General features: G+C 59.3%; 21 protein-coding genes and 1 tRNA gene. 11 read left to right on the forward strand and 11 right to left on the reverse strand.

Features of this window, described 5'->3' with window-relative positions; translation table 11 throughout:
- Positions 1-56 precede the first annotated feature (56 nt).
- A complete protein-coding gene (gene gyrA, locus FEV51_RS01715; RefSeq protein WP_138615502.1) occupies positions 57-2846 on the forward strand; it encodes a DNA gyrase subunit A in 2790 nt (929 codons plus the stop codon).
- Positions 2843-3688 carry a TauD/TfdA dioxygenase family protein gene (locus FEV51_RS01720; RefSeq protein ID WP_138615503.1) on the forward strand — a complete coding sequence of 282 codons (846 nt, stop codon included), beginning with the start codon at positions 2843-2845 and terminating at the stop codon, positions 3686-3688. Before gyrA ends, FEV51_RS01720 begins: the two co-directional genes overlap by 4 nt.
- A 6-nt stretch (positions 3689-3694) precedes the next feature.
- Here FEV51_RS01720 and FEV51_RS01725 read toward each other — a convergent pair whose 3' ends face one another.
- The gene (locus FEV51_RS01725; RefSeq protein WP_138615504.1) at positions 3695-4351 is read right to left on the reverse strand and encodes a lysoplasmalogenase family protein; all 657 of its coding nucleotides are present in this window, start codon (positions 4349-4351) and stop codon (positions 3695-3697) included.
- 77 nt (positions 4352-4428) lie between these two features.
- Between FEV51_RS01725 and trmFO the strand changes: the two genes are divergently transcribed.
- Positions 4429-5796, forward strand: coding sequence for a methylenetetrahydrofolate--tRNA-(uracil(54)-C(5))-methyltransferase (FADH(2)-oxidizing) TrmFO (gene trmFO / locus FEV51_RS01730; RefSeq protein ID WP_138615505.1), 1368 nt, complete (start codon positions 4429-4431; stop codon positions 5794-5796).
- Here trmFO and FEV51_RS01735 read toward each other — a convergent pair.
- Together FEV51_RS01735 and FEV51_RS01740 are read right to left on the reverse strand one after the other, a co-directional pair.
- Positions 5793-6257: an EF-hand domain-containing protein gene (locus tag FEV51_RS01735; protein ID WP_138615506.1), complete on the reverse strand. Its 465-nt coding sequence runs from the start codon at positions 6255-6257 to the stop codon at positions 5793-5795. The two genes, trmFO and FEV51_RS01735, sit on opposite strands and share 4 nt — an antisense overlap.
- Positions 6258-6291: 34 nt before the next feature.
- A complete protein-coding gene (locus FEV51_RS01740) occupies positions 6292-7053 on the reverse strand; it encodes a hypothetical protein (RefSeq protein ID WP_138615507.1) in 762 nt (253 codons plus the stop codon).
- Between the two features lie 59 nt (positions 7054-7112).
- Between FEV51_RS01740 and FEV51_RS01745 the strand changes: the two genes are divergently transcribed.
- The 3 genes from FEV51_RS01745 to FEV51_RS01755 are packed head-to-tail and all read left to right on the forward strand — an operon-like array spanning position 7113 to position 9594.
- Positions 7113-8705, forward strand: coding sequence for a pilus assembly protein TadG-related protein (locus FEV51_RS01745; RefSeq protein WP_138615508.1), 1593 nt, complete (start codon positions 7113-7115; stop codon positions 8703-8705).
- The gene (locus FEV51_RS01750) at positions 8702-9163 is read left to right on the forward strand and encodes a TadE/TadG family type IV pilus assembly protein (protein WP_171033005.1); all 462 of its coding nucleotides are present in this window, start codon (positions 8702-8704) and stop codon (positions 9161-9163) included. Before FEV51_RS01745 ends, FEV51_RS01750 begins: the two co-directional genes overlap by 4 nt.
- Positions 9163-9594, forward strand: a complete 432-nt coding sequence (locus FEV51_RS01755) for a TadE/TadG family type IV pilus assembly protein (protein WP_138615510.1) — start codon at positions 9163-9165, stop codon at positions 9592-9594. Before FEV51_RS01750 ends, FEV51_RS01755 begins: the two co-directional genes overlap by 1 nt.
- Positions 9595-9610: 16 nt before the next feature.
- Here the strand turns inward: FEV51_RS01755 and FEV51_RS01760 are convergent, their stop codons facing one another.
- From FEV51_RS01760 to FEV51_RS01775, 4 genes are all read right to left on the reverse strand, one after another.
- Positions 9611-10984 carry a pyruvate dehydrogenase complex E1 component subunit beta gene (locus tag FEV51_RS01760; RefSeq protein WP_138615511.1) on the reverse strand — a complete coding sequence of 458 codons (1374 nt, stop codon included), beginning with the start codon at positions 10982-10984 and terminating at the stop codon, positions 9611-9613.
- A 3-nt stretch (positions 10985-10987) separates the two neighbouring features.
- Positions 10988-12061, reverse strand: a complete 1074-nt coding sequence (gene pdhA, locus FEV51_RS01765) for a pyruvate dehydrogenase (acetyl-transferring) E1 component subunit alpha (RefSeq protein WP_246034390.1) — start codon at positions 12059-12061, stop codon at positions 10988-10990.
- 150 nt (positions 12062-12211) lie between these two features.
- Positions 12212-12508, reverse strand: a complete 297-nt coding sequence (locus FEV51_RS01770) for an FtsB family cell division protein (RefSeq protein WP_342773716.1) — start codon at positions 12506-12508, stop codon at positions 12212-12214.
- Between the two features lie 70 nt (positions 12509-12578).
- The gene (locus FEV51_RS01775; RefSeq protein WP_138615513.1) at positions 12579-13739 is read right to left on the reverse strand and encodes an acyl-CoA dehydrogenase family protein; all 1161 of its coding nucleotides are present in this window, start codon (positions 13737-13739) and stop codon (positions 12579-12581) included.
- Between the two features lie 141 nt (positions 13740-13880).
- Here FEV51_RS01775 and hppD point away from each other — a divergent pair, with 141 nt between their 5' ends.
- From hppD to FEV51_RS01795, 4 genes are all read left to right on the forward strand, one after another.
- On the forward strand, positions 13881-14987 hold the full coding sequence (gene hppD, locus FEV51_RS01780; RefSeq protein WP_138615514.1) for a 4-hydroxyphenylpyruvate dioxygenase: 1107 nt from the start codon (positions 13881-13883) through the stop codon (positions 14985-14987).
- Entirely contained in the window at positions 14984-15547 is a 564-nt protein-coding gene (locus FEV51_RS01785; protein WP_138615515.1) for a VOC family protein, read from the forward strand. The genes hppD and FEV51_RS01785 overlap by 4 nt, the downstream gene beginning before the upstream one ends.
- Positions 15548-15625: 78 nt before the next feature.
- Positions 15626-16510 carry a mechanosensitive ion channel family protein gene (locus FEV51_RS01790; RefSeq protein ID WP_138615516.1) on the forward strand — a complete coding sequence of 295 codons (885 nt, stop codon included), beginning with the start codon at positions 15626-15628 and terminating at the stop codon, positions 16508-16510.
- 57 nt (positions 16511-16567) lie between these two features.
- A tRNA-Arg gene (locus FEV51_RS01795) sits at positions 16568-16644 on the forward strand.
- Positions 16645-16774: 130 nt separating this feature from the next.
- On the opposite strand, the gene FEV51_RS01800 is transcribed toward FEV51_RS01795, so the two are convergent.
- From FEV51_RS01800 to grxC, 3 genes are read right to left on the reverse strand one after another with little or no spacing between them, the layout of a single operon-like run.
- On the reverse strand, positions 16775-17239 hold the full coding sequence (locus FEV51_RS01800) for a DUF1178 family protein (protein ID WP_138615517.1): 465 nt from the start codon (positions 17237-17239) through the stop codon (positions 16775-16777).
- 7 nt (positions 17240-17246) lie between these two features.
- Complete coding sequence (locus FEV51_RS01805) at positions 17247-18062, reverse strand: carbon-nitrogen hydrolase family protein (RefSeq protein WP_138615518.1); 816 nt, start codon at positions 18060-18062, stop codon at positions 17247-17249.
- The gene (gene grxC, locus FEV51_RS01810; protein ID WP_138615519.1) at positions 18063-18326 is read right to left on the reverse strand and encodes a glutaredoxin 3; all 264 of its coding nucleotides are present in this window, start codon (positions 18324-18326) and stop codon (positions 18063-18065) included. It abuts the gene before it with no gap.
- 155 nt (positions 18327-18481) lie between these two features.
- Between grxC and FEV51_RS01815 the strand changes: the two genes are divergently transcribed.
- Entirely contained in the window at positions 18482-18952 is a 471-nt protein-coding gene (locus FEV51_RS01815) for an Hsp20 family protein (RefSeq protein WP_138615520.1), read from the forward strand.
- Positions 18953-19287: 335 nt separating this feature from the next.
- On the opposite strand, the gene FEV51_RS01820 is transcribed toward FEV51_RS01815, so the two are convergent.
- Positions 19288-20922: a CTP synthase gene (locus FEV51_RS01820; protein WP_138615521.1), complete on the reverse strand. Its 1635-nt coding sequence runs from the start codon at positions 20920-20922 to the stop codon at positions 19288-19290.
- Between the last annotated feature and the right edge of the window lie 55 nt (positions 20923-20977).

Below are 20977 nucleotides of genomic sequence, written 5' to 3' on the forward strand. Positions count from 1 at the left end.
GCCTACGCTGGCTGTCCACAGATTATACCTCGCATTGCAACGGAAAGCCCCAAGCTTTGGCAGACGATACAGACGTTCTTGACCCGCCTATTTTCGGCGGCGACCAATATACCCGCATCGACATCGTCGATGAGATGAAAACCAGCTATCTCGATTACGCGATGAGCGTGATCGTGGCGCGTGCGCTGCCCGACGTGCGCGACGGGTTGAAGCCGGTGCATCGCCGCATTCTGTTCGCCAGTCAGGAAGGTGGCTTCGTCGCCGGCCGCGCCTATCGCAAGAGCGCCAAGATCGTCGGCGACGTGATGGGCAATTATCACCCACACGGCGACAGCGCGATTTATGACGCGCTGGCCCGGATGACGCAGGACTGGTCGCTGCGGGTGCCGCTGATCGATGGTCAGGGCAACTTTGGTTCGATGGACCCCGATCCGCCAGCCTCGATGCGCTATACCGAAGCGCGGCTGGCGCGCGTGGCGAACAGCCTGCTTGATGATCTGGACAAGGATACCGTCGATTTCGTCGACAATTATGACGGCTCCCGGCGTGAACCCACGGTGCTCCCGGCCCGCTATCCCAATCTGCTGGTCAATGGGGCCGGCGGTATTGCGGTTGGCATGGCGACCAATATTCCGCCGCACAATCTGGGCGAAGTGATCGACGGCTGTTTTGCCTATATGGACGATCCGGCGATCACGTCGGAAGAACTGTTCGAAATCATTCCCGGCCCGGATTTCCCGACCGCTCCGCTGATCCTCGGCAAATCGGGCGCTCGCGCCGCATATACCACGGGCCGTGGGTCGGTGCTGATGCGGTGCCGGCACGAAATCGAGACCACACGCGGCGATCGTCAGTCGATAGTTTTGACCAGCATCCCCTATCAGGTCGGAAAATCCGGCATGGTCGAGAAAATCGCCGATGCCGCCAAGGAAAAGCGGATCGAGGGGGTTTCCGACATTCGCGACGAAAGCTCGCGCGAAGGTATGCGTGTGGTCGTCGATCTGAAACGCGATGCCTCGCCCGAGGTCGTGCTCAACCAGATCTGGCGCTACACCCCGGCGCAGGCCAGTTTTCCGGCCAATATGCTGGCGATCCGCGGCGGCCGTCCCGAAGTACTGACGCTGCGCGATTTCATCCAGGCGTTTATCACCTTCCGCGAGGAAGTGATCACCCGGCGCACCAAGTTCGAGCTGAACAAGGCGCGCGAGCGGGCCCACATCTTGCTGGGCCTTGTGGTTGCGGTGTCGAACCTTGACGAAGTCGTGGCGATGATCCGCAGCGCCCCCAACCCTGCCGAGGCACGCAACCGCCTGCTGACCAAGCAGTGGCCCATTGGCGATATCGCGCAATATATCGCGCTGGTCGAAGCTATCGAGCCGAGCGACGAGCAGGATGGCGGCACTTACCGCTTGTCGGAACGTCAGGTTAAGGCGATTCTGGAATTGCGCCTGCACCGCCTCACCGCGCTGGGCCGTGACGAGATCGGCGAGGAGCTCAAGGGCCTCGCGCTCTCGATCGAGGAATATCTCTCCATCCTGGCAGACCGGGTCAAACTCTACGGCGTCATGCGCGAAGAGCTGGAAGAAATCCGCGCCAATTACGCCACCCCGCGCCTGTCCGAAATTGCGCCCGCCTGGGACGGGATCGAGGATGAGGATCTGATCGAGCGTGATGAGATGGTCGTGACCGTCACCGTTGACGGCTATATCAAGCGCACCCCGCTTTCGACATTCCGCGCGCAGCATCGCGGCGGCAAGGGCCGCGCCGGTATGGCGACCAAGGAAGAGGATGCAGTCAGCGAATTGTTCGTCACCAGCACCCACAATCCGGTGCTGTTCTTCTCAACTGCGGGCAAGGTTTACCGGCTCAAGGTTTGGAAGCTGCCCGAAGGCGGCCCGACCACACGCGGGCGTCCGATCGTCAATCTGCTCCCTGCGCTGGAACCGGGCGAGACTATTCGCACCGTGCTCCCGCTGCCAGAGGACGAAGCGACATGGGGCGCGCTCAATGTCGTGTTCGCAACGGCCAAGGGCAGCGTGCGACGCAACAGCATGGACAGTTTTGCCAACATCCCCAGCAACGGCAAATTCGCCATGAAGTTTGACGAGGAGAGCGAGGACCGCCTGATCGGCGTCGCCCTTCTCGAACCGGGTGACGATGTGCTGCTCGCCAGCCGCATGGGCAAGGCAATCCGCTTCTCCGGCGAAGACATTCGCGAATTCGTGTCGCGCACATCGACCGGCGTTCGCGGTATGAAATTCAAGGAAAAAGGCGATGAGGTCATCTCGCTGGCGATCCTCCACGGCGGCAGCGCCAATCCGGATGAGCGCGACGCCTATCTCAAGGTTGCACCGTGGAAGTCCGACGAGGACGCGCCAGAGCTTTCGGATGAGCACCAGACCATGGCTGCTGAGGAACAATTTATCCTCACCGTCTGCGCCAATGGTTACGGCAAGATCAGCTCCGCCTATGAATACCGCCAGAGCGGTCGCGGCGGACAGGGTGTGACCAACATCGACAACATCGCCCGCAACGGCCCGGTCGTCGCCAGCTTCACGGCAACCACCGGCGATCAGCTGATGCTGGTGACCGATCAGGCCAAGCTGATCCGCATTCCGCTGACGTCTTTGCGCGTGATCGGGCGTGGTTCAGCGGGTGTCAGACTGTTCAAGGTTGCCGAGGGCGAAACCGTGGTCAGCGTAGCGCGCCTTGACGAAGAAGAAGCGCCCGAGAACGAGGCCGAGGAAGCCATCGCCGAGGAAATGGCGGGTCGCGGGACGGAAGAAACCGAGCCGCACACCACCGCGCATTCTGACAAGAATATCGAAGGTGAACCGGGCGGATGAGCCTGAGGGTCGAGCCCAGCGGACAGGCGTGCGGTGCACGAGTTACCGGACTCGACCTGTCGCAGCCGATTTCGCCTGAGATGGCGGCTGAAATCCGTTCGATCTGGCTCACCCACAGGGTGCTCGCATTTCCTGATCAGCGACTTAGCGACGATGCGCTTGAAGCATTTACGCTGGCGATGGGCGGCTTTGGCGACGACCCGTTTTTCGCGCCGATTGCCGGACGTGAACATGTCGCGGCAATCCTGCGCGAAGCGGATGAGAAAACGCCGCTATTTGCTGAAAACTGGCACAGCGACTGGAGCTTCCTCGAACACCCGCCTGCGGGCACATGCCTGCTCTCCATCGATATACCTCCAAGCGGCGGTGACACCTTGTTTGCTGATCAGGCGGCAGCTTTCGCCGCCCTGCCCGAACCGCGCCGCCAGCAATTGCGCGGCCTGACGGCGGTTCACAGTGCCCAATTGGCCTATGCGCCCGACGGCACTTACGGCACGAATGACAAGGGCCGTTCTATGGCAATCCTGCCCAGCGAAACCGCTCGTGAAACGCGCCGCCATCCGGTGGTCCAGCGGCATCCCGAAACTGGCGAAGAATGCCTCTATTCTACGCTGGGCTACATTATCGGGATCGAAGGTATGCCGCAGCCAAAGGCCATCGCCCTGTTATCCGAAATTGCCCAGTGGCAAGTGCGGGATGACTTCATCTACCGTCACCGCTGGGAGCCGGATATGCTGGTAATTTGGGACAACCGCGCGGTCCTGCACAAGGCGACTGGCGGCTATGAAGGCCACCGGCGCGAATTGCATCGCACGACGATTGCCGCCGCAACTACGGCATAGGCAAATTCAGACCGGGTCGCGCCGCAAGGTTTGAACCACTCCGGTCGCGATCAGAAATTGTGCTGCGTAATAAAGCGGCCAGATCAGCCACTGAGTCGCATCCTCTGACATCGCCCCGCCTTCACGCGCGAAAATCAGCAAGTCGCTGACGACAAACAACACTGCTCCCATGCCGACGCGGTAACGCGGAAAGCGGCTCGTCCAGGCGAACGCGGCCATCACGCCGACCACCAGCGAATAGCCCGCGGCGATCTGCCAATTGGGTTGCGGATAGGTCATCAGCGCACCCAGGAGCGGAGTGAACACCGCCAGTGCCACCGCCGCCAGCTTCTGGCTGCCAGTCGTCTTCTCGCGCCGGTTGCGCAGATACAGGGCGATGGCGAGTAAATGGCCAGCGGCAAATAGTGCGCCGCCCAATCGCAGGTCCAGTTCTATCCCCATATCGCCCGCCGCGCCCAGCGCCATGACCATAGCAATCAGCACACCATCGGTACCGCGCCCACGCAAAGCGGCGTACATTGCCAGAAACGCCACCCCCGCACCTTTCCACAGCATCAGCCACAGCCCGCCGATCTGATCGTCCATGACAAAGAAATATGTCACTCCTGCCAGCAGGCTGGCGAGCAGCCAGGGCCGGTAATCGAGTAGAGCGCGACGGGGCATTGCGGAAAATTCCTCTCTGGCAGGTCTCGCTAAGCCTTGCTGCAAGGGGCTGGCAAGGTCTAGGTGCCGCCGCAGATATGACCCACGACATCCACATCATCGGTGGCGGCCTCGCAGGAAGCGAAGCTGCCTGGCAGTTGGCCCAGCGCGGTTTTGCCGTGCGGCTCTCAGAAATGCGCGGCGGCGGGGAAACCACGCCCGCGCACAACACCGATGCGCTTGCGGAGCTGGTTTGCTCGAACAGCTTCCGGTCCGACGATGACGAAAAGAACGCTGTTGGCTTGCTGCATCACGAAATGCGGCGTCTTGACAGTCTGGTGATGCGCGCTGGCGAAGTGGCGCGGGTTCCTGCCGGGTCCGCGATGGCGGTCGACCGCGATGTGTTTTCAGCCGAAGTCGAACGCGCGCTGCATGATCACCCGAATGTGACTGTGGTGCGCGAGCGGATCGACGCCCTGCCCGCATCGGGGCAAACCATTGTGGCCACCGGGCCCCTGACCGCGCAGTCGCTGGCCGAAAGCATTGTTGCAGCGACCGGACAGGACCGGCTGGCATTTTTCGATGCCATCGCCCCCATCGTCCACCGGGACAGCATAAATATGGATATCTGCTGGATCCAGTCGCGCTGGGACAAGAAAACCGCCGCCTCCAATGAGGAAGGCGATTACATCAATTGCCCGATGACGCAGGATCAGTACCGCGCCTTCCACCAGGGTCTGCTTGATGGCGAGAAGACCGAATTCCGCGAATGGGAGGAGAACACCCCCTATTTCGAAGGCTGCATGCCTATCGAAGTAATGGCGAGCCGCGGTCTTGATACTCTGCGCTTCGGGCCGATGAAGCCGGTCGGACTCGACGATCCGCGCACCGCATGTCCTGAGTTTCCGCAGGGACGCTGGCCGCATGCGGTTGTCCAGCTGCGTCAGGACAACAAGCTTGGCACCTTGTGGAACATGGTGGGCTTCCAGACCAAGCTGAAACACGGCGCGCAGGTCGAATTGTTCAAGACCATTCCGGGTTTGGAGAATGCAGAATTCGCACGACTGGGCGGCCTGCACCGCAACACCTTCCTTAATTCACCAATGGTGCTCGATCGCCAGCTGCGGTTGAAAGGGGCGGAGCATATCCGCTTCGCCGGTCAGGTGACGGGCTGCGAAGGCTATGTCGAAAGCAGCGCTGTCGGTATCATGGCTGGGATGATGGCGGCGGCCGAGATGGCTGGTCGCGAGTGGCTGTCACCGCCGCGTACTTCGGCGATGGGGGCGCTGTTGTCGCACATCACAGGCGATGCCGAAGCGGAAACCTATCAGCCCATGAATGTCAATTTCGGGCTGTTCCCGCCGCTTCATGACGTGAAAAAGAAGCAGCGCAAGGAAGCCTATACCTCACGCGGCAAGGCAGATTTTGGCGAGTGGCTGGCGCAGGGTGCGCTCGTCCCTGCTTAACAGCGGCAGCTTGGCTTTTTGGCAGGCTTGGGCTTGGTCGTCACAAATTCACCGGGGCTGAGTTCGCGGTCGCCATTGGCATCGGCGCCTTCGAACTTCTTGACCGTTGATACTGCCCATTCCTCGAAATCGAGCAGATTGTTGCCATCCTTGTCCAGCTTGCGAAAGGCGGCGGTGCGGGTGGACAGCATTTCAGCGCGGGTAATGCGCCAGTCGCGGTCGCGGTCGTAACGGAAGAAGCGCTGCTGCTCTTTGGTCAGCTCGCTGGCCTCTGGCGGCGCTGGGCCGCGTTGGTCGCCGGGGTCGGACAGCGGGACTTCGTTTTCGGCTTGCGGAGTATCGAGCGAGGCGGCCTCAGGCGGCGGTGCGCCCTGCTCGACCTGCGCTCTGCCCTGCCACCAGAACAGGCCGATACCCACGAGCAGCAAAGCGCAGACAGCTCCCAGTACGATGCGGTTCATCAGTAACCCCTTCCTAATGCTCGGTAATCCTAGACTAGCGACCCAATAAGCCAAGCCGCAAAGCTGCCAGCGGGCTCATCCGGTCACCCAGCAGCGGCGCACCTCCACGCAGGATTGCGCGCCGTGACAGCCCACCCAGCACCGCGACGGGGCGCAATCTGCTTGGCAAATGCAGCGCTGGATGGGCATCCGTATCTGCCAGAGCGAGAGCCTGTGCCCGCTCATCAGGCTCACTCGACAGCGACGCCAGTTCACCCATTGCCCACAGCCGCCCTGCCCGTGCCGCTTCATCGGCGTCTGCCGACAAACCCGAAATATTTGAAAACCCTACTAGTAAAGCACCGCGTCCATCGGCAAAACTGGTGGCAGCAGCGGCGGAGAGCGGCGGATCATCCAGCAGCGCCTCCCACCCGTTTACCAGTGCAATCGCTGCCGGCTCCAGCCCGGTGCAATGTATACCAAAAGCCCCCAGAACCGCATCACCCTTCGGTCTGTCAGCAGCAGGTTTTCCCAGCTCATCACGCCACCACGCCAACCGCATTTGCGCCAGCAATGGCTCCCTCACCTGCGCGACAATCCGAGAGAGACGGGCATCCATCGCAAGCAGCGGCGCAAGCACCAATGCATCGCGGGCCTTGGCACTCGCCAATGCGACACGGCCAGCTTCGGAAAGTTCGGCAAGCAGCGGATTATCCATCGGCGCGCCAGACCGTTTCACCCCGCCGCTGTCAAGCGCGCCGCCGGGCGCAATATCGCTCCAAAAAATCAACCCCGCATTAACCATGACATTTGCCATTCGCGAAAGGCTGTTCGGGTAATGCGAGTCTGAACCGAATACTCATAAGGTAAGCAACCATGTCCAATCGTATCACGCGCTTTCTGAGAAAACTGAGGATAGACGCCAGCGGTAACGCGATGATGCTGGTCGCTATGGGAGCGCCGATACTGATCGGCACGACCGGGATGGGCGTGGATATGGCGCAGTATTATCTGATCAAGCGCGAGCTGCAATATGCGGCCGATCAGGCAGCGCTGGCCGGTGCTTGGGCACGCGGCAATGGTGATACCGGGACGACTTATAAGACCCGGGCAAACCAGGAATTCAACGCCAACACCGATACCACAGACCAATATTCCCCAACCGCCACGCCGAGCCTGGCTCCCTATAATTCGATTGCCGATAACAGCGTTGTGGTCGCGGCAAGTGCAACGGTCAATATGCCGTTCGCCAGCTTTATCCTGAAGACTTCGACCACAATCGCAGTGAGCGCGACGGCGACTTGGGAAACAACGGACGAATATACTGCGTGCCTGTTCGCTCTTGACCCGCATGCCTCACAGTCTTTGCTGTTTAGTGGTGGCCCTGACGTCAATGCAGGTTGCGGTGTCGGCGCGATTTCCGACGCGTCTGATGCGGTCCACATCAACGGCAATAGCGGCACTTATGACGTGGGTTGGGTGATCAGCGGCGGCGGCGTATCCGATCAGCATGATGGCTTTGGTACGGCGCCTGTGGTGGAAAATATGGACGATCTGTACGACCCATTTGACCACCTTACCCCGCCTGACAACCCTACTCCGCAGAGCCTTAATTGTGGCTCAGTCAATGCAACCGCTTGGACTGCAGATGAGTCTCGCCAGGCTACGCTCAGCTACAAGTACTACCGTGGCCAAAACACCGCGAAGGCAACTGCTGCTGGCGAGATCGCTTATACTGGCGCCAACCGCAGCACACCCGGTACCGCCGTTACAAACTATCCTGGCGAAGGTTACGCGACCGAGCCGGTCGATCGTACTGAAACAGTCGTCACCGCGTTGTACAAAATCGCCGGAAGCGGACCCGATTCCATCTGGGAAGAACCCACCACTGTCACCAACTATACCTTCGCCAACAAGACATCATCGGGATCGTCTGCTGGAGCACTGCCACCAGGGACCTACACGAGCTTCAACATCAGTTGCGACACCGTTCTTGCTGGCGGAGTTTACGTGATCGATGGCGGCGAACTGAATGTAAACGCGAATTACAGCCTGACTGGCAGCGGCGTTATGTTCGTTCTCAAGAATGGTGCCGGGCTGAAAATCAATGGCGGCGCTTATATCGATTTGTCGCCAATGACAGCGAACCAGCTAATCGCCGCTGGCGTGTCATCTGATGATGCGCAGGAATTGGAAGGAATGCTGATTTTTGAAGATCCCAATTCGGCGGGAACAACCGGAAACCGGATCAACGGCGATGCCAACACGCATCTCAACGGCGTTGTCTATCTTCCGAATAGCGGGCTGGACATAAGTGGCAGCATGACCGCGACCAGCGAATGCCTGATGATCGCATCGCGCACGCTGACATTGAGTGGAGGCGCTTCGGTCACCACTCTTTGCCCTGCTGGAGAATTCCAGGATATCGTGGTCGGTGCCGGCGGCACCAAAGTGAGGTTGGTAGCATGATTGCTCTGCGCACTTTTATCGCCCGATTGCGGGATGATGCCCATGGGACGGTGGTTATCGAAACCGCCTTTGTGGTGCCGATTCTTGCCTTGCTTGCTCTTGGCGGTTTTGAGACGAGCCGAATTGTATCGCGGCACAGCGAACTTCAGGCAGCCGCCGCTGAAGCAGCCGCCATCGTGCTGGCCAGCACGCCAGACGAGGAGAGCGAGCGCGACACGATTGAAGACGTTGTTGAAGCGTCGACGGGTCTTATTGACAGCAAAGTTAGCCTCAATTTCAAATACCGCTGTGACACCACTGGCTTGCTGACTGAGGATCTGGACAGCTGCGGTTCGGGTGCCGTGGTTTCGGAATTTATTATCATTGTGATGCGAGACACTTACACGCCGCTTTGGACCGAATTCGGCATCGGCTCAGCGATCAATTACCGGGTCCAGAGAAGGGTTCAGATTTCGTGATGAAAACGCTTATCTCACGCATCAAACGCGATGAGCGTGGTTCGACACTGATCGAATTCGCCATCCTTGCCCCAGTCATCATTGGGATGTTCTTTGGCGTCGTTCAGGTTGGTATGAGCATGCAGTCTTACAACGCCATGCGCGGTGCGGCGTCCGATACAGCACGCTATGCAGTGATCGAGTATATGAAGGAAAACGAGGTCACGGATGCGGCGCTGAAGACGCAGGCCGAGACCATCGCCAAGGCGGCGCCATACATGCTCGGATCAAATGTGATCGCAACCGTAACGCCCGTGGCAAGCCCGCGCGTAAGCGGCACCTTCGAGAAGACGCTGACGATCACTTATACGCCGCCCAGCGTGCTGCCGCTGTTCGATTACACCAGTTCGGAGCTTACATTTTCGCGCCCGATCTTCCTGATCGACGAATAGACAAAGTTGCTGCCGCTCAATCGCGGTAGCAAACCTGCTTCACCGCCTTCACGATACGCGGAACGTCGATCAGCGCCAGCTTTTCCAGATTTGCCGCATAAGGCAGCGGCACATCCTCGTCACAGACCCGCAGGACTGGCGCATCGAGATGATCGAAGCCATCCTCCATGCAGGTCGCGATCACTTCCGATGCGATCGAGCAAGTTGGCCAGCCTTCCTCCGCGATTACCAGACGGTTGGTCTTGGCGAGGCTTTCCAGAATTGCCTCCTTGTCGAGCGGCCTCAGTGTGCGCAGGTCGATAACTTCGGCATCGATACCCTCACCCGCCAATTCCTCAGCCGCATCAAGCGACAGCCCGACGCCGATCGAATAACTGACGATGGTGACGTCCGAACCCTCGCGCATGATCCGCGCCTTGCCGATTGGCAAGACATGGTCATCCAGTTCGGGCAATTCGAAGCTGCGACCATACAGCAGTTCATTCTCCAGGAAGACAACCGGATCCTCGCAGCGAATCGCCGCCTTGAGCAATCCCTTTGCGTCGGCCGCGTCATAGGGCGCAATCACGATCAGGCCGGGTACGCTGGCGTACCACGGGCCATAATTCTGGCTGTGCTGCGCGCCCACCCGGCTGGCGGCACCATTGGGGCCGCGGAACACGATGGGGCAGCGCATCTGACCGCCTGACATATAATTCGTCTTCGCAGCCGAATTGATGATGTGGTCGATCGCCTGCATCGCGAAGTTGAAGGTCATGAACTCCACAATCGGGCGTAGTCCGCCCATTGCGGCACCTGAACCGATACCGGCAAAACCATATTCGGTAATCGGCGTGTCGATCACCCGCTTGGGGCCGAACTCGTCCAGCAGGCCCTGCGTAACCTTGTACGCGCCCTGATACTGCGCAACCTCTTCGCCCATCACAAAGACCCGCTCGTCCTTGCGCATTTCCTCGGCCATGGCATCGCGCAAAGCCTCGCGGAGCGTAACGGTCGCCATATTTGTGCCATGCGGAATGGCGGGATCGGTCACGCCGGTTTTCTTCGCAGGTTTGGTGATTTGGGCTTCCGACGGCTCGCGCCCGACATCCTTGCCCTCGCCTGCGACGTCTTCGACAAGTGCGGCAGCGGGTTCATCGGCCTCCTCACCCTCGCCTGCGATGGTCGCGATGACGGTTCCGACTTTCACATTCTCGGTCCCCTCGGCGATCAGGATCTTACCGAGCGTCCCTTCGTCGACCGCCTCGAATTCCATCGTGGCCTTGTCGGTTTCGATCTCGGCAATAATGTCGCCCGCAACGATCTCGTCGCCTTCGGACTTCAGCCATTTGGCGAGCGTGCCTTCCTCCATGGTGGGGGACAGGGCGGGCATTTTCAGTTCAATCGCCATGGCTCAATACTCCTCCACCAGAACATCGGTGTAGAGTTCGCTAGGTGCTGGTTCAGGAGAGCTTTCGGCAAAATCGGCGGCGGCGCTGACGACCTTGCGGATTTCCTTGTCGATGGCTTTCAACGCGTCCTCTTTGCTGCCTTGCTCGATCAGGGCTTTCTTAAGGCCCTCAATAGGATCGTGATGATCCTTCTGGTCCTGCACTTCCTCGCGTGAGCGGTACTTTGCCGGGTCAGACATCGAATGCCCGCGATAGCGATAGGTGTTGCATTCCATCAGCACCGGTCCCTTGCCCGCCCGCACATGAGCAAAGGCAATCTCGGCCGCCTGGCGAACTTCGAGCACGTCCATACCGTTGACCTTCATTCCCGGAATGCGGAAGGCGGTGCCGCGGCGATAAAATTCTGTTTCGGCACTGGAGCGGCCAACCGCTGTGCCCATCGCATATTGGTTGTTCTCTACCAGAAAGACGATTGGCAGCTTCCACAGGCTGGCCATGTTCATCGTTTCATAGACCTGGCCCTGATTGGCGGCGCCGTCACCGAAATAGGCCAGGCAGAGCCCGCCATCTTCATTGTACTGGTGTGCCAGCGCCAGCCCGCCGCCTAGCGCAACCTGTGCGCCGACGATGCCGTGGCCGCCATAAAACTTATGCTCGGTCGAGAACATATGCATCGATCCGCCCTTGCCCTTGGAGATGCCGGCCTCGCGCCCGGTCAGTTCGGCCATGATGACGTTGGGATCGATGCCATAGGCCAGCATATGACCATGATCGCGGTAGCCGGTGATCACACTGTCCAGCCCGCCGGTCAGCGCGGATTGCAGGCCAACCGCGACCGCTTCCTGCCCGATGTAGAGATGGCAAAACCCGCCGATCAGGCCGAGGCCGTACAATTGCCCGGCGCGTTCTTCGAAACGGCGGATCAGGAGCATCTGCTTGTAGAAACCAAGCATCTCCTCCGCGCTCGCATCATAACGCGGCTTTGCCTCATGGGCGTCCTGCAACGAATGAAGAGCGAAATCCGCAGCGTCCTGCGCGGTTTTCTTTACTTGCTTGCTCCGGGGGGTTTTGGCCAAGATTTTGGGTCCCTTGTTCTTCCGGGGAGGATAGTGCGCTTGCCTATAGCCACAGCGCGCGCAGCCGCGCAACGGCGCACGCGCTTTGCATACGAAAACCTTACGGAAATGCGGGAGCGCAAAAGCGCGGACTGGCTCTTTGCAGAGCGCTTAGTCGTCCAGCTGGATCACAACTTCGTTGGGGTGAACAACATTGAGCTGGCTGCGCAGCAATTCGCCCACCATGTCAGGATCAGCATGTTTAGGATCGAGCAGGCCGACCTTGTTCGCCAGCGCAGTGCGTTCTTTCTCCAGCGCAGAAAGCTGCGCCTTGCGCTGATCGAGAAGGCGCAAATTCTCGCTCCAGGACAGCAGCCCGGATGGGCCAGCAATCGCCAGGCCGCCCATCAGCAGCAGGCACGCAAGCGCCCCGCCCTGTGTGGCCTTCTGCTTTTTGATGCCGTCCAAGAAGCGTTTGCGCTGCATTTGCCCACAGAATCACAGTTAACGACTGCGTGCAAGCGGATTTCGTCTTTGGCTAATAAGAACGCGGCAGGCCGAGGACGTGTTCGGCCAGATAGCTGAGAATCAGATTCGTCGAAATCGGTGCCACCGTATACAGGCGCGCCTCGCGAAATTTGCGTTCGACATCGTATTCCTCGGCAAATCCGAAACCGCCGAATGTCTGCACACACATATCCGCTGCCGCCCAACTGGCCTCCGACGCCAGCATCTTGGCCATATTGGCCTGTTCGCCAGCGTTACCCCCTTCGTCGTAAACCGCTGCGGCATGATGAACCATCAGTTCGGCGGCGCGCATTTGCGCATAGCAGCGGGCGATCGGGAATTGGACGCCTTGGTTCTGGCCAATCGATCGGCCAAACACTTCGCGCTCCTTGGCATAGCCGGTGGCCTTTTCAATAAACCACTTGGCATCCCCGATACATTCCGCGCCGATCAGGATACGTTCGGCGTTCATGCCCGACAGGATGTAGCGAAAGCCCTTCCCTTCCTCACCGATGAGCGCGCTTGCCGGGATACGCATGTCGTCGAAGAAAATTTCAGTGGTTGAATGATTCATCATCGTGCGAATGGGGCGGATGGTCATGCCCTTGCCCACAACTTCGCGCATATCGATCAGGAACAGGGAGAGGCCGTCGGTCTTCTTCTCCACTTGTTCCCGCGGGGTCGTGCGGGCGAGCAGCGCCATCAGGTCGGAATGCTCGGCCCGGCTGGTCCAGATTTTCTGGCCGTTGATGACGTATTCGTCACCGTCACGCGCTGCGAAGGTCCGCAGCGATAGGGTGTCGGTCCCGCTGGCTGGTTCTGACACACCGAATGCTTGAAGCCTCAACTCACCCTTCGCAACCGCTGGAAGATAAGCGCGTTTCTGCTCCTCAGAGCCATAACGCAGCAGCGTGTTCATGACATACATCTGCGCATGGGCAGCCGCGCCATTGCAGCCCGATGCCTGGATTTCCTCCATGATGATTGCTGCGGAATCCAGTTTCAGCCCGCTGCCGCCATATTCCTCTGGGATCAATGCTGCCAAAAACCCTGCCTGCGTCAGCGCATCGACAAATTCGTCCGGATATTCGCGGTCGCGATCCTTCGCGCGCCAATACTCGCCGGGGAAGGCTTCACACAAAGCACGTACCGCGCGGCGGATTTCATCAAGGTCTTCACTAGTCTGAGCCATAGGCGAGCTTCATGGCGTGCGGTGCAAGCGCTGGCAATCGCGAGTGGAACGGACACTGCCTTTCCGTGGTTGATTTCTTGACATTTGCTGCGGCAAAGGATATTTAGTTTCCAATGTAACCATACCTTGGTGAGGACCGATATGCCCGATCTCTTTGAAAACCCAATCGGCCTCGACGGCTTTGAATTCGTCGAATTTTCTGCTCCTGATAAGGGCGTGCTCGAACCGGTCTTCCAAGCGATGGGCTTCACCCATGTTGCCTCGCATCGCTCCAAGGATGCGCACCTGTGGCGCCAGGGCGGCATCAATCTGGTCACCAATTATGAACCCAAAAGCGCCGCATGGTATTTCGCCCGCGAGCATGGCCCTGCCGCTTGCGGAATGGCGTTCCGCGTCAAGGATGCGCGCAAGGCCTATACCGAACTTCTGGAACGCGGGGCAGAGCCTGTCGCGGTTGAAACCGGCCCGATGGAACTGCACATCCCGGCAATCCGCGGCATTGGCGGCGCAATCCTCTATCTGGTTGACCGGTATGACGGTGACAGCGGCGAGAACCTGTCGATCTACGACATTGATTTCGAATATCTGCCAGGTGTCGACAAGCATCCGGTGGGCGCCGGTTTCAAGCTGATCGATCACCTTACCCACAATGTCTACAATGGCCGGATGGCCTATTGGGCGGACTATTACGAAACGCTGTTCAACTTCCGCGAAATCCGCTTTTTCGACATTAAGGGCGAATATACCGGCCTGACCTCCAAGGCGCTGACCGCGCCCGATGGCAAGATTCGCATCCCGCTCAATGAAGAGGGTGACGGCGGCAAGGGTCAGATCGAAGAATTCCTGCGCGAATTCAATGGCGAGGGTATCCAGCATATCGCGCTGATCTGTGACGATTTGCTGCAATGCTGGGACAATCTGAAAGAGCTGGGCGTGCCATTCATGGATGCTCCGCCAGAAACCTATTACCAAATGCTGCCCGAACGTCTTCCGGGTCACGGCGAAGATGCGCAGCAGCTGCAAGCGCGCGGTATCCTGCTGGACGGCACCATCGAGGGCGGCCAGCCCCGCCTGCTACTGCAGATTTTCGCTCAGGCGCAGGTCGGCCCGGTGTTTTTCGAATTTATTCAGCGCAAGGGTGACGACGGCTTCGGCGAAGGCAATTTCAAGGCCCTGTTCGAAAGCATGGAGCGCGACCAGATCAACCGCGGAGTGTTGCAGGTCGAGGAAGTGGAACCAGCGGAATGAGCGCGCATCCGGTCAAGCTGGGCGGCGTCCATCATGCAGCCTACCGCTGCAAGGACGCCAAGGAGACAGTCGAATGGTATGGAAGGGTGCTGGGCATGGAATATGTCAGCGCCTTTTCCGAAGACCACGTGCCTTCGACCGGCGATTACGATCCGTACATGCACGTCTTCCTCGATGCCGGGAACGGCAATGTGCTAGCCTTCTTCGAATTGCCCAACCAAAAGGATATGGGCCGTGACGAGAACACGCCCGCCTGGGTCCAGCATCTTGCGTTCAAGGTCGCCAGCGAAGACGAATTGCTGGCCGCCAAGCAGCATATCGAGGGCCTCGATATCGACGTGCTCGGCCCCACGCATCACGGCATTTTCAAATCGATCTATTTCTTCGACCCGAATGGTCACCGCGTCGAACTGGCGACGGATATCGGAACCGACGAGCAATATGCCGAACTCAAACGCGTTGCGCCGCTAATGCTCGACGAATGGAGCCAGACCAAAAAGGCCCCGCGTCATGCCGATTGGCTGCATGAAGTTGCGCGCAAAGAGCACAATCTTGGCTAACGCCGGGTAATCTTATAGTGCAGGAGTATCGGAACGCCTTTGTGGGCAAAGTCGTTGCCCCGCAAAGGGAGGTCTGAATTGGATTATATCGAGACGCTGCGCAAGCAGTTGCAAGCCATGGCAGAAGGCTTTGTGGCCTCGTTACCCAGCTTCGCCATTGCCTTGCTTATCCTGTTCGTGACGTGGATCCTTGCGCGGTTTGCCACGCGCATTGCCGATGCTCTGGTCGGCCGGACCGAAGTACGCGCCAGCCTGCGCAACCTGATGGACACCTTGGTCAATCTGGCGATCTGGGTCATGGGCCTGATGATCGCGGCCATCGTGGTGTTTCCCGATCTCACCGCTGCAAGCCTGCTGGCCGGGCTGGGCCTGGGCGCAGTTGCGATCGGGTTCGCGTTTCAGGACATCTTCGAGAACTTCTTTGCCGGTGTTCTGATCATGGTGCGAACCAAGATGCGCATTGGTGATGTCATTGTATGCGAAGGGATCAGCGGCAAGGTCGAACATATCTCGCTGCGCGAAACGCATGTGCGCAAGCTGTCGGGCGAACTGACGCTGGTGCCCAATTCAATGCTGTTCAAGAATCCGGTAGAGATCCTGACCGATGAAAGCGAGCGCCGCCACGAGGTGGTGGTGGGCGTTTCCTACGATACCAACCTCGATCATGCCGCCGATGTCATCCGCCGCGCAGTCGAAGGGCTGGACGTGGTGCTGGCCAGCAAGGGCGTCGATATCTTTGCGCAGGAGTTCAACTCCAGCTCGGTCGATTTCCTGGTCCGCTGGTGGGCCGGATCAAGCCCGCGTGACGCTTGGGAGACCAAAGATAAGGTCATACGCGCGATCAAGGCCGCATTGGACGATGCAGGGATCGAAATCCCGTTCCCCTATGTCACGCATACCTTCAAGGAAACCGTCCCGGTCACCCAGCTCGACGGCAACCGCCGCGGTTTTGCGGAGCGGTAATTCAGCCCTGTCGACGCGGGATTGCCAGCGGACGGCTTGCTGCTAAATGGACCGCGGGCGCCCGTAGCTCAGTCGGATAGAGCACCAGATTCCTAATCTGGGGGCCACAGGTTCGAATCCTGTCGGGCGCACCATTCGAACCGGCCCCGTAGGGGCTAGGCCGAATGGTTTGTCATGATGGATACGTTCTTGGTTCGGAGCCGGAGCGAAGCATAGGCGCCGCCGGAGGCGGCAATCCTGTCGGGCGTACCACTATTCTCTAGCTCAGTTAAGCTTGTCCGGTGGCGAAACCGGGAACAGGATCGGCGCAACTCCGATGCCCTCGCCCGCCATTTCCTCGGCTTCGGCTCGGGTGGCCTGTCCGTGGATCGGAGCTTCCGTTTCCTCGCCATAATGCATCGACCGCGCTTTTTCAGCGAAGCTGCTGCCGACCCAAGTGCTCTTTTCCAATGCCTTGGCCTGCGCCTCGGCAAGCGCCTTAAAGGCCTTCTGCACCGCAGGCGGCATGGGTTGGTTAGCCAACTGGTGTTCTTGCTGTGGCTTCTCTGCCGGAGCAGTGTTGGCCTTCGCCGGGACAGAGGGCGCCATGGGCGCCTTGCCAATGCGTTCGCTGCCGCAATGCGGGCAGCTTACCAGACCGCGCTGCTGCTGCGCCGCATAGTCTTCTGACGAGCCGAACCAGCCTTCGAAGCGGTGGCCTTCATCACAGGAAAGGTCGAAAACGATCATGGCAAGCCTATGTGCTGATTGGACGGCGGTTGGCAAGGCTGGGCACCTGACGGCGAACCTCCGCAATCCGTGCCGCATCGATCTCGGCAAAGCCAAGGCCCGGCTCGTCCCCGCTCATATCGAGCAGCACTTCGCCCCACGGATCAACCACCAGACTGTGCCCGTAGGTACAGCGGCCATCGGCATGCTCGCCCACCTGAGCCGCCGCCACGACATAAGCGCTGGCTTCGATGGCACGCGCGCGCTGGAGGACGTGCCAGTGTGCTTCGCCAGTGGGGACGGTGAAGGCGGCGGGTATCGCGATCACATCGCAGGCTTCCCTTCCAAGCGCCTCAAACAACGCAGGAAAGCGCAAATCGTAGCATACGGTCAGACCCAGCCTGCCTGCTGGGGTCTGCGCGGTCACTATGCGGTCCCCAGCACGATAGGAATTGGACTCTCGCCAGCTCTCGCCGCTTTCCAGATCGACATCGAACATGTGCATCTTGTCATATCGGGCAGCCACTTCGCCCATATCATCGATAACAAAACTGCGGTTTGCCCAGCCCCCCTGCCCGTGGCCGATCGCTAGCGAGCCAAGCGCGACCCACAGGCTATGCTTGGCAGCGGCCTCGCGTACCTGGGACAGTACAATGTCTTCTGCCTCTTTGGCGATATTGGCCGCAGCACGTTTGCGATCACGGTCGAGCAGCCCGGACATTTCGGGAGTGAACAGTACCTCTGCCCCCTCGCCCGCTGCGCGCTCACACGCGTCAGTCAGGCAATTGGCATTTGCCTCGGGATCAATCCCGGAGGTCATTTGCAGGACGGCAATGCGGGTCATTCAGCCACCAAGCAGCGCATCAAGCTTGCCATCTCTCTCCAGTGAAGCGAGCTGGTCGGATCCGCCGATGTGGTTATCACCGATGAAAATCTGCGGGACTGTCCGGGCATTTGGCGCACGCTGAACCATCTCATCGCGCTTGGGGCCACCCATCGTGATGTCGTGCTCGGTATATTCGGCCCCCTTCTCGTCCAGCAGCCGTTTTGCGCGGAAGCAATAACCGCAGCCGAACTTGGTGTAGATGTCGATTTGAGGTTGGCTCATATATGCTTCCTATTTGGTGGTGACGGGGCGATAATTACCGTCTTGAACGATGCTGTCTCACACCTATCTTGAACGTGTCGCTGCTCGGTAGCGGCGACGCAAGGTGCCTGTTCGGGCCTTGCTAAGTCAAATTGCTCAGAAGAGGATTTGTTTCGATGAACCGTCTTGATTTTACACCCTATCGCCGTTCCACTGTCGGTTTCGACCGTCTGTTCGACCTTATGGAACGCCAGGCGCGCAGTGCTGGCGGCGACAATTATCCGCCCTTTAACATCGAACGCCGCGGCGATGACGATTATCGCATCACTCTGGCGGTTGCCGGTTTTCGCGAGGAAGACCTCGACATTGTGGCGCAGCAGAACCTGCTGACAGTGCAAGGCCGGAAGCGCGATGAATTGTGTGATGGCGAAATGCTGCACATCGGCATCGCCAATCGCGGGTTTGAGCGCCGGTTTGAACTGGCTGATTTCGTGCGCGTCGAGAAAGCCGATCTGGCCGATGGCCTGCTGGTGATTGATCTGCTGCGCGAAGTGCCCGACGCGATGAAGCCGAAGAAGGTGGCGATTGGCGGCCAGAAACCGCTCGAAGTCGTCAAGGACAATAGCGACGACAGCGCGGCGGCCTGAACCCACCGCTTACGAAAAATGCGTTGAAAATGAATAGGGGGCGAAACCTTGCGGCTTCGCCCCCGCGACGCTTAACGCCGCCTAGCCTCAAACTCGGCCGTCCGGGTCGCAGAAGACAGCCGGCTTCGAGGCAAGCCCCACAACTTGCCGATGCGGCAAAAACCCTGATGTCGCCTGGGCTTTTGCGACAACAAAAGGATAATGCAGCAAATATATCAAAAGATAAACCCGCCTATTTCGGCGGTGGGCAGCTAGCTGTCGCGCCGTTACAAAATTTCTGGAAATAACCATGTATTTACAACAGGCTTACCATCTAAGCCGTGTTGAAAATAAATTCAGACGAGGCGTGCTTGCTCCAGAGCAGCACGCACGAAGCCCGCAAACAGCGGATGCGGTTCGAAGGGCCGCGATTTCAGCTCTGGATGGAACTGGACGCCCACGAACCACGGATGGTCCGGCCGCTCTACGATTTCCGGAAGGAGACCATCGGGCGACATCCCTGAGAATATCAGGCCATTCTGCTCCAGCGGTGCGACATAAGCGCCATTGACCTCGTAACGATGCCGGTGACGCTCGGAGATCATCACAGCGCCGCCATAGATCGCCGAAACCTGGCTGTTGCCCGACAGTTTCGCGTCGTAAGCGCCCAAACGCATGGTCCCGCCCAGATCACCGCCCGCTTCGCGTTCTTGCAGACCCTCTTCGCTCATCCATTCAGTAATGATCCCGACGACCGGTTCACTGGTGTCGCCAAATTCGCTTGATGAGGCGTTTTCAATGCCGGCAGCGCGGGCGCCCTCAATACAGGCCATCTGCATTCCCAGACATATCCCGAAGAAGGGCACCTTGCGTTCACGTGCAAAGCGGACTGCGGCAATTTTGCCTTCCGAACCGCGTTCGCCAAAGCCGCCCGGCACCAGAATACCGTGCAGCGGCTCAAGCTGGGCGGCGATATCGCTATCACCCTGCGCAAAGACCTCCGCATCGATCCAGCGGATTTTAACGCGGACACGGTTAGCCATCCCGCCATGCGCCAGCGCTTCGTTGAGTGATTTGTAGGCGTCCTGCAGACCGACGTATTTGCCGACAACGCCAATCGTTACTTCACCCTCTGGGTTCGAATGGCGATCCACCACATCATACCAGCGCGTCAAATCAGGTTCGGGCGCATCAGTGATCCCGAAGCTGCGCAGCACTTCGCTATCCAGCCCCTCACCGTGATATTGCAGCGGGACCGAGTAAATGGATGTTGCATCAAGCGCGGGGATCACCGCTTCGGCGCGCACATTGCAGAACTGAGCAATCTTGCGGCGATCGCTTTCGGGGATTGGATGTTCCGCGCGGCACAACAACACGTCAGGCTTGATACCCAGGCTGGCCAGTTCACGCACCGAATGCTGCGTCGGCTTGGTTTTCAACTCTCCGGCCGCCGCGATGTAGGGGACCAGCGTCACGTGGACGCTGACCGATTGCATCGGCTCAAGCTCGTTACGCAGCTGGCGGATCGCCTCCATAAACGGCAGGCTCTCGATATCGCCGACAGTGCCGCCAATTTCGCACAGAATGAAATCATGGTCGGCCTGATCGGCCAACGCGAATTCCTTGATCGCGTCGGTCACATGCGGGACCACCTGCACGGTCGCCCCCAGATAATCGCCGCGGCGTTCCTTGGCGATGATCTGCTGGTAAATCCGGCCCGAGGTGACATTGTCCGCCTGCCGCGCCGATACGCCGGTGAAGCGTTCATAATGGCCGAGATCCAGATCGGTCTCTGCGCCATCGTCAGTGACGTAAACTTCGCCATGCTGGTACGGGCTCATCGTGCCCGGATCGACGTTAAGATACGGATCGAACTTGCGAATCCGGACCTTGTAGCCGCGCGCCTGCAGCAAGGCTGCAAGCGATGCTGCCATGAGACCTTTGCCGAGCGAGGAGACCACGCCGCCGGTGATGAAAATATACCGCGTCATGGGGGCCGAGCCTTAAGCTTGCATGGGGGGATGGCGCAAGGGCAAACGCACCGGA

It is taken from the genome of Qipengyuania marisflavi, from assembly GCF_005884405.1.
Classification (GTDB): Bacteria; Pseudomonadota; Alphaproteobacteria; order Sphingomonadales; family Sphingomonadaceae; genus Qipengyuania; species Qipengyuania marisflavi.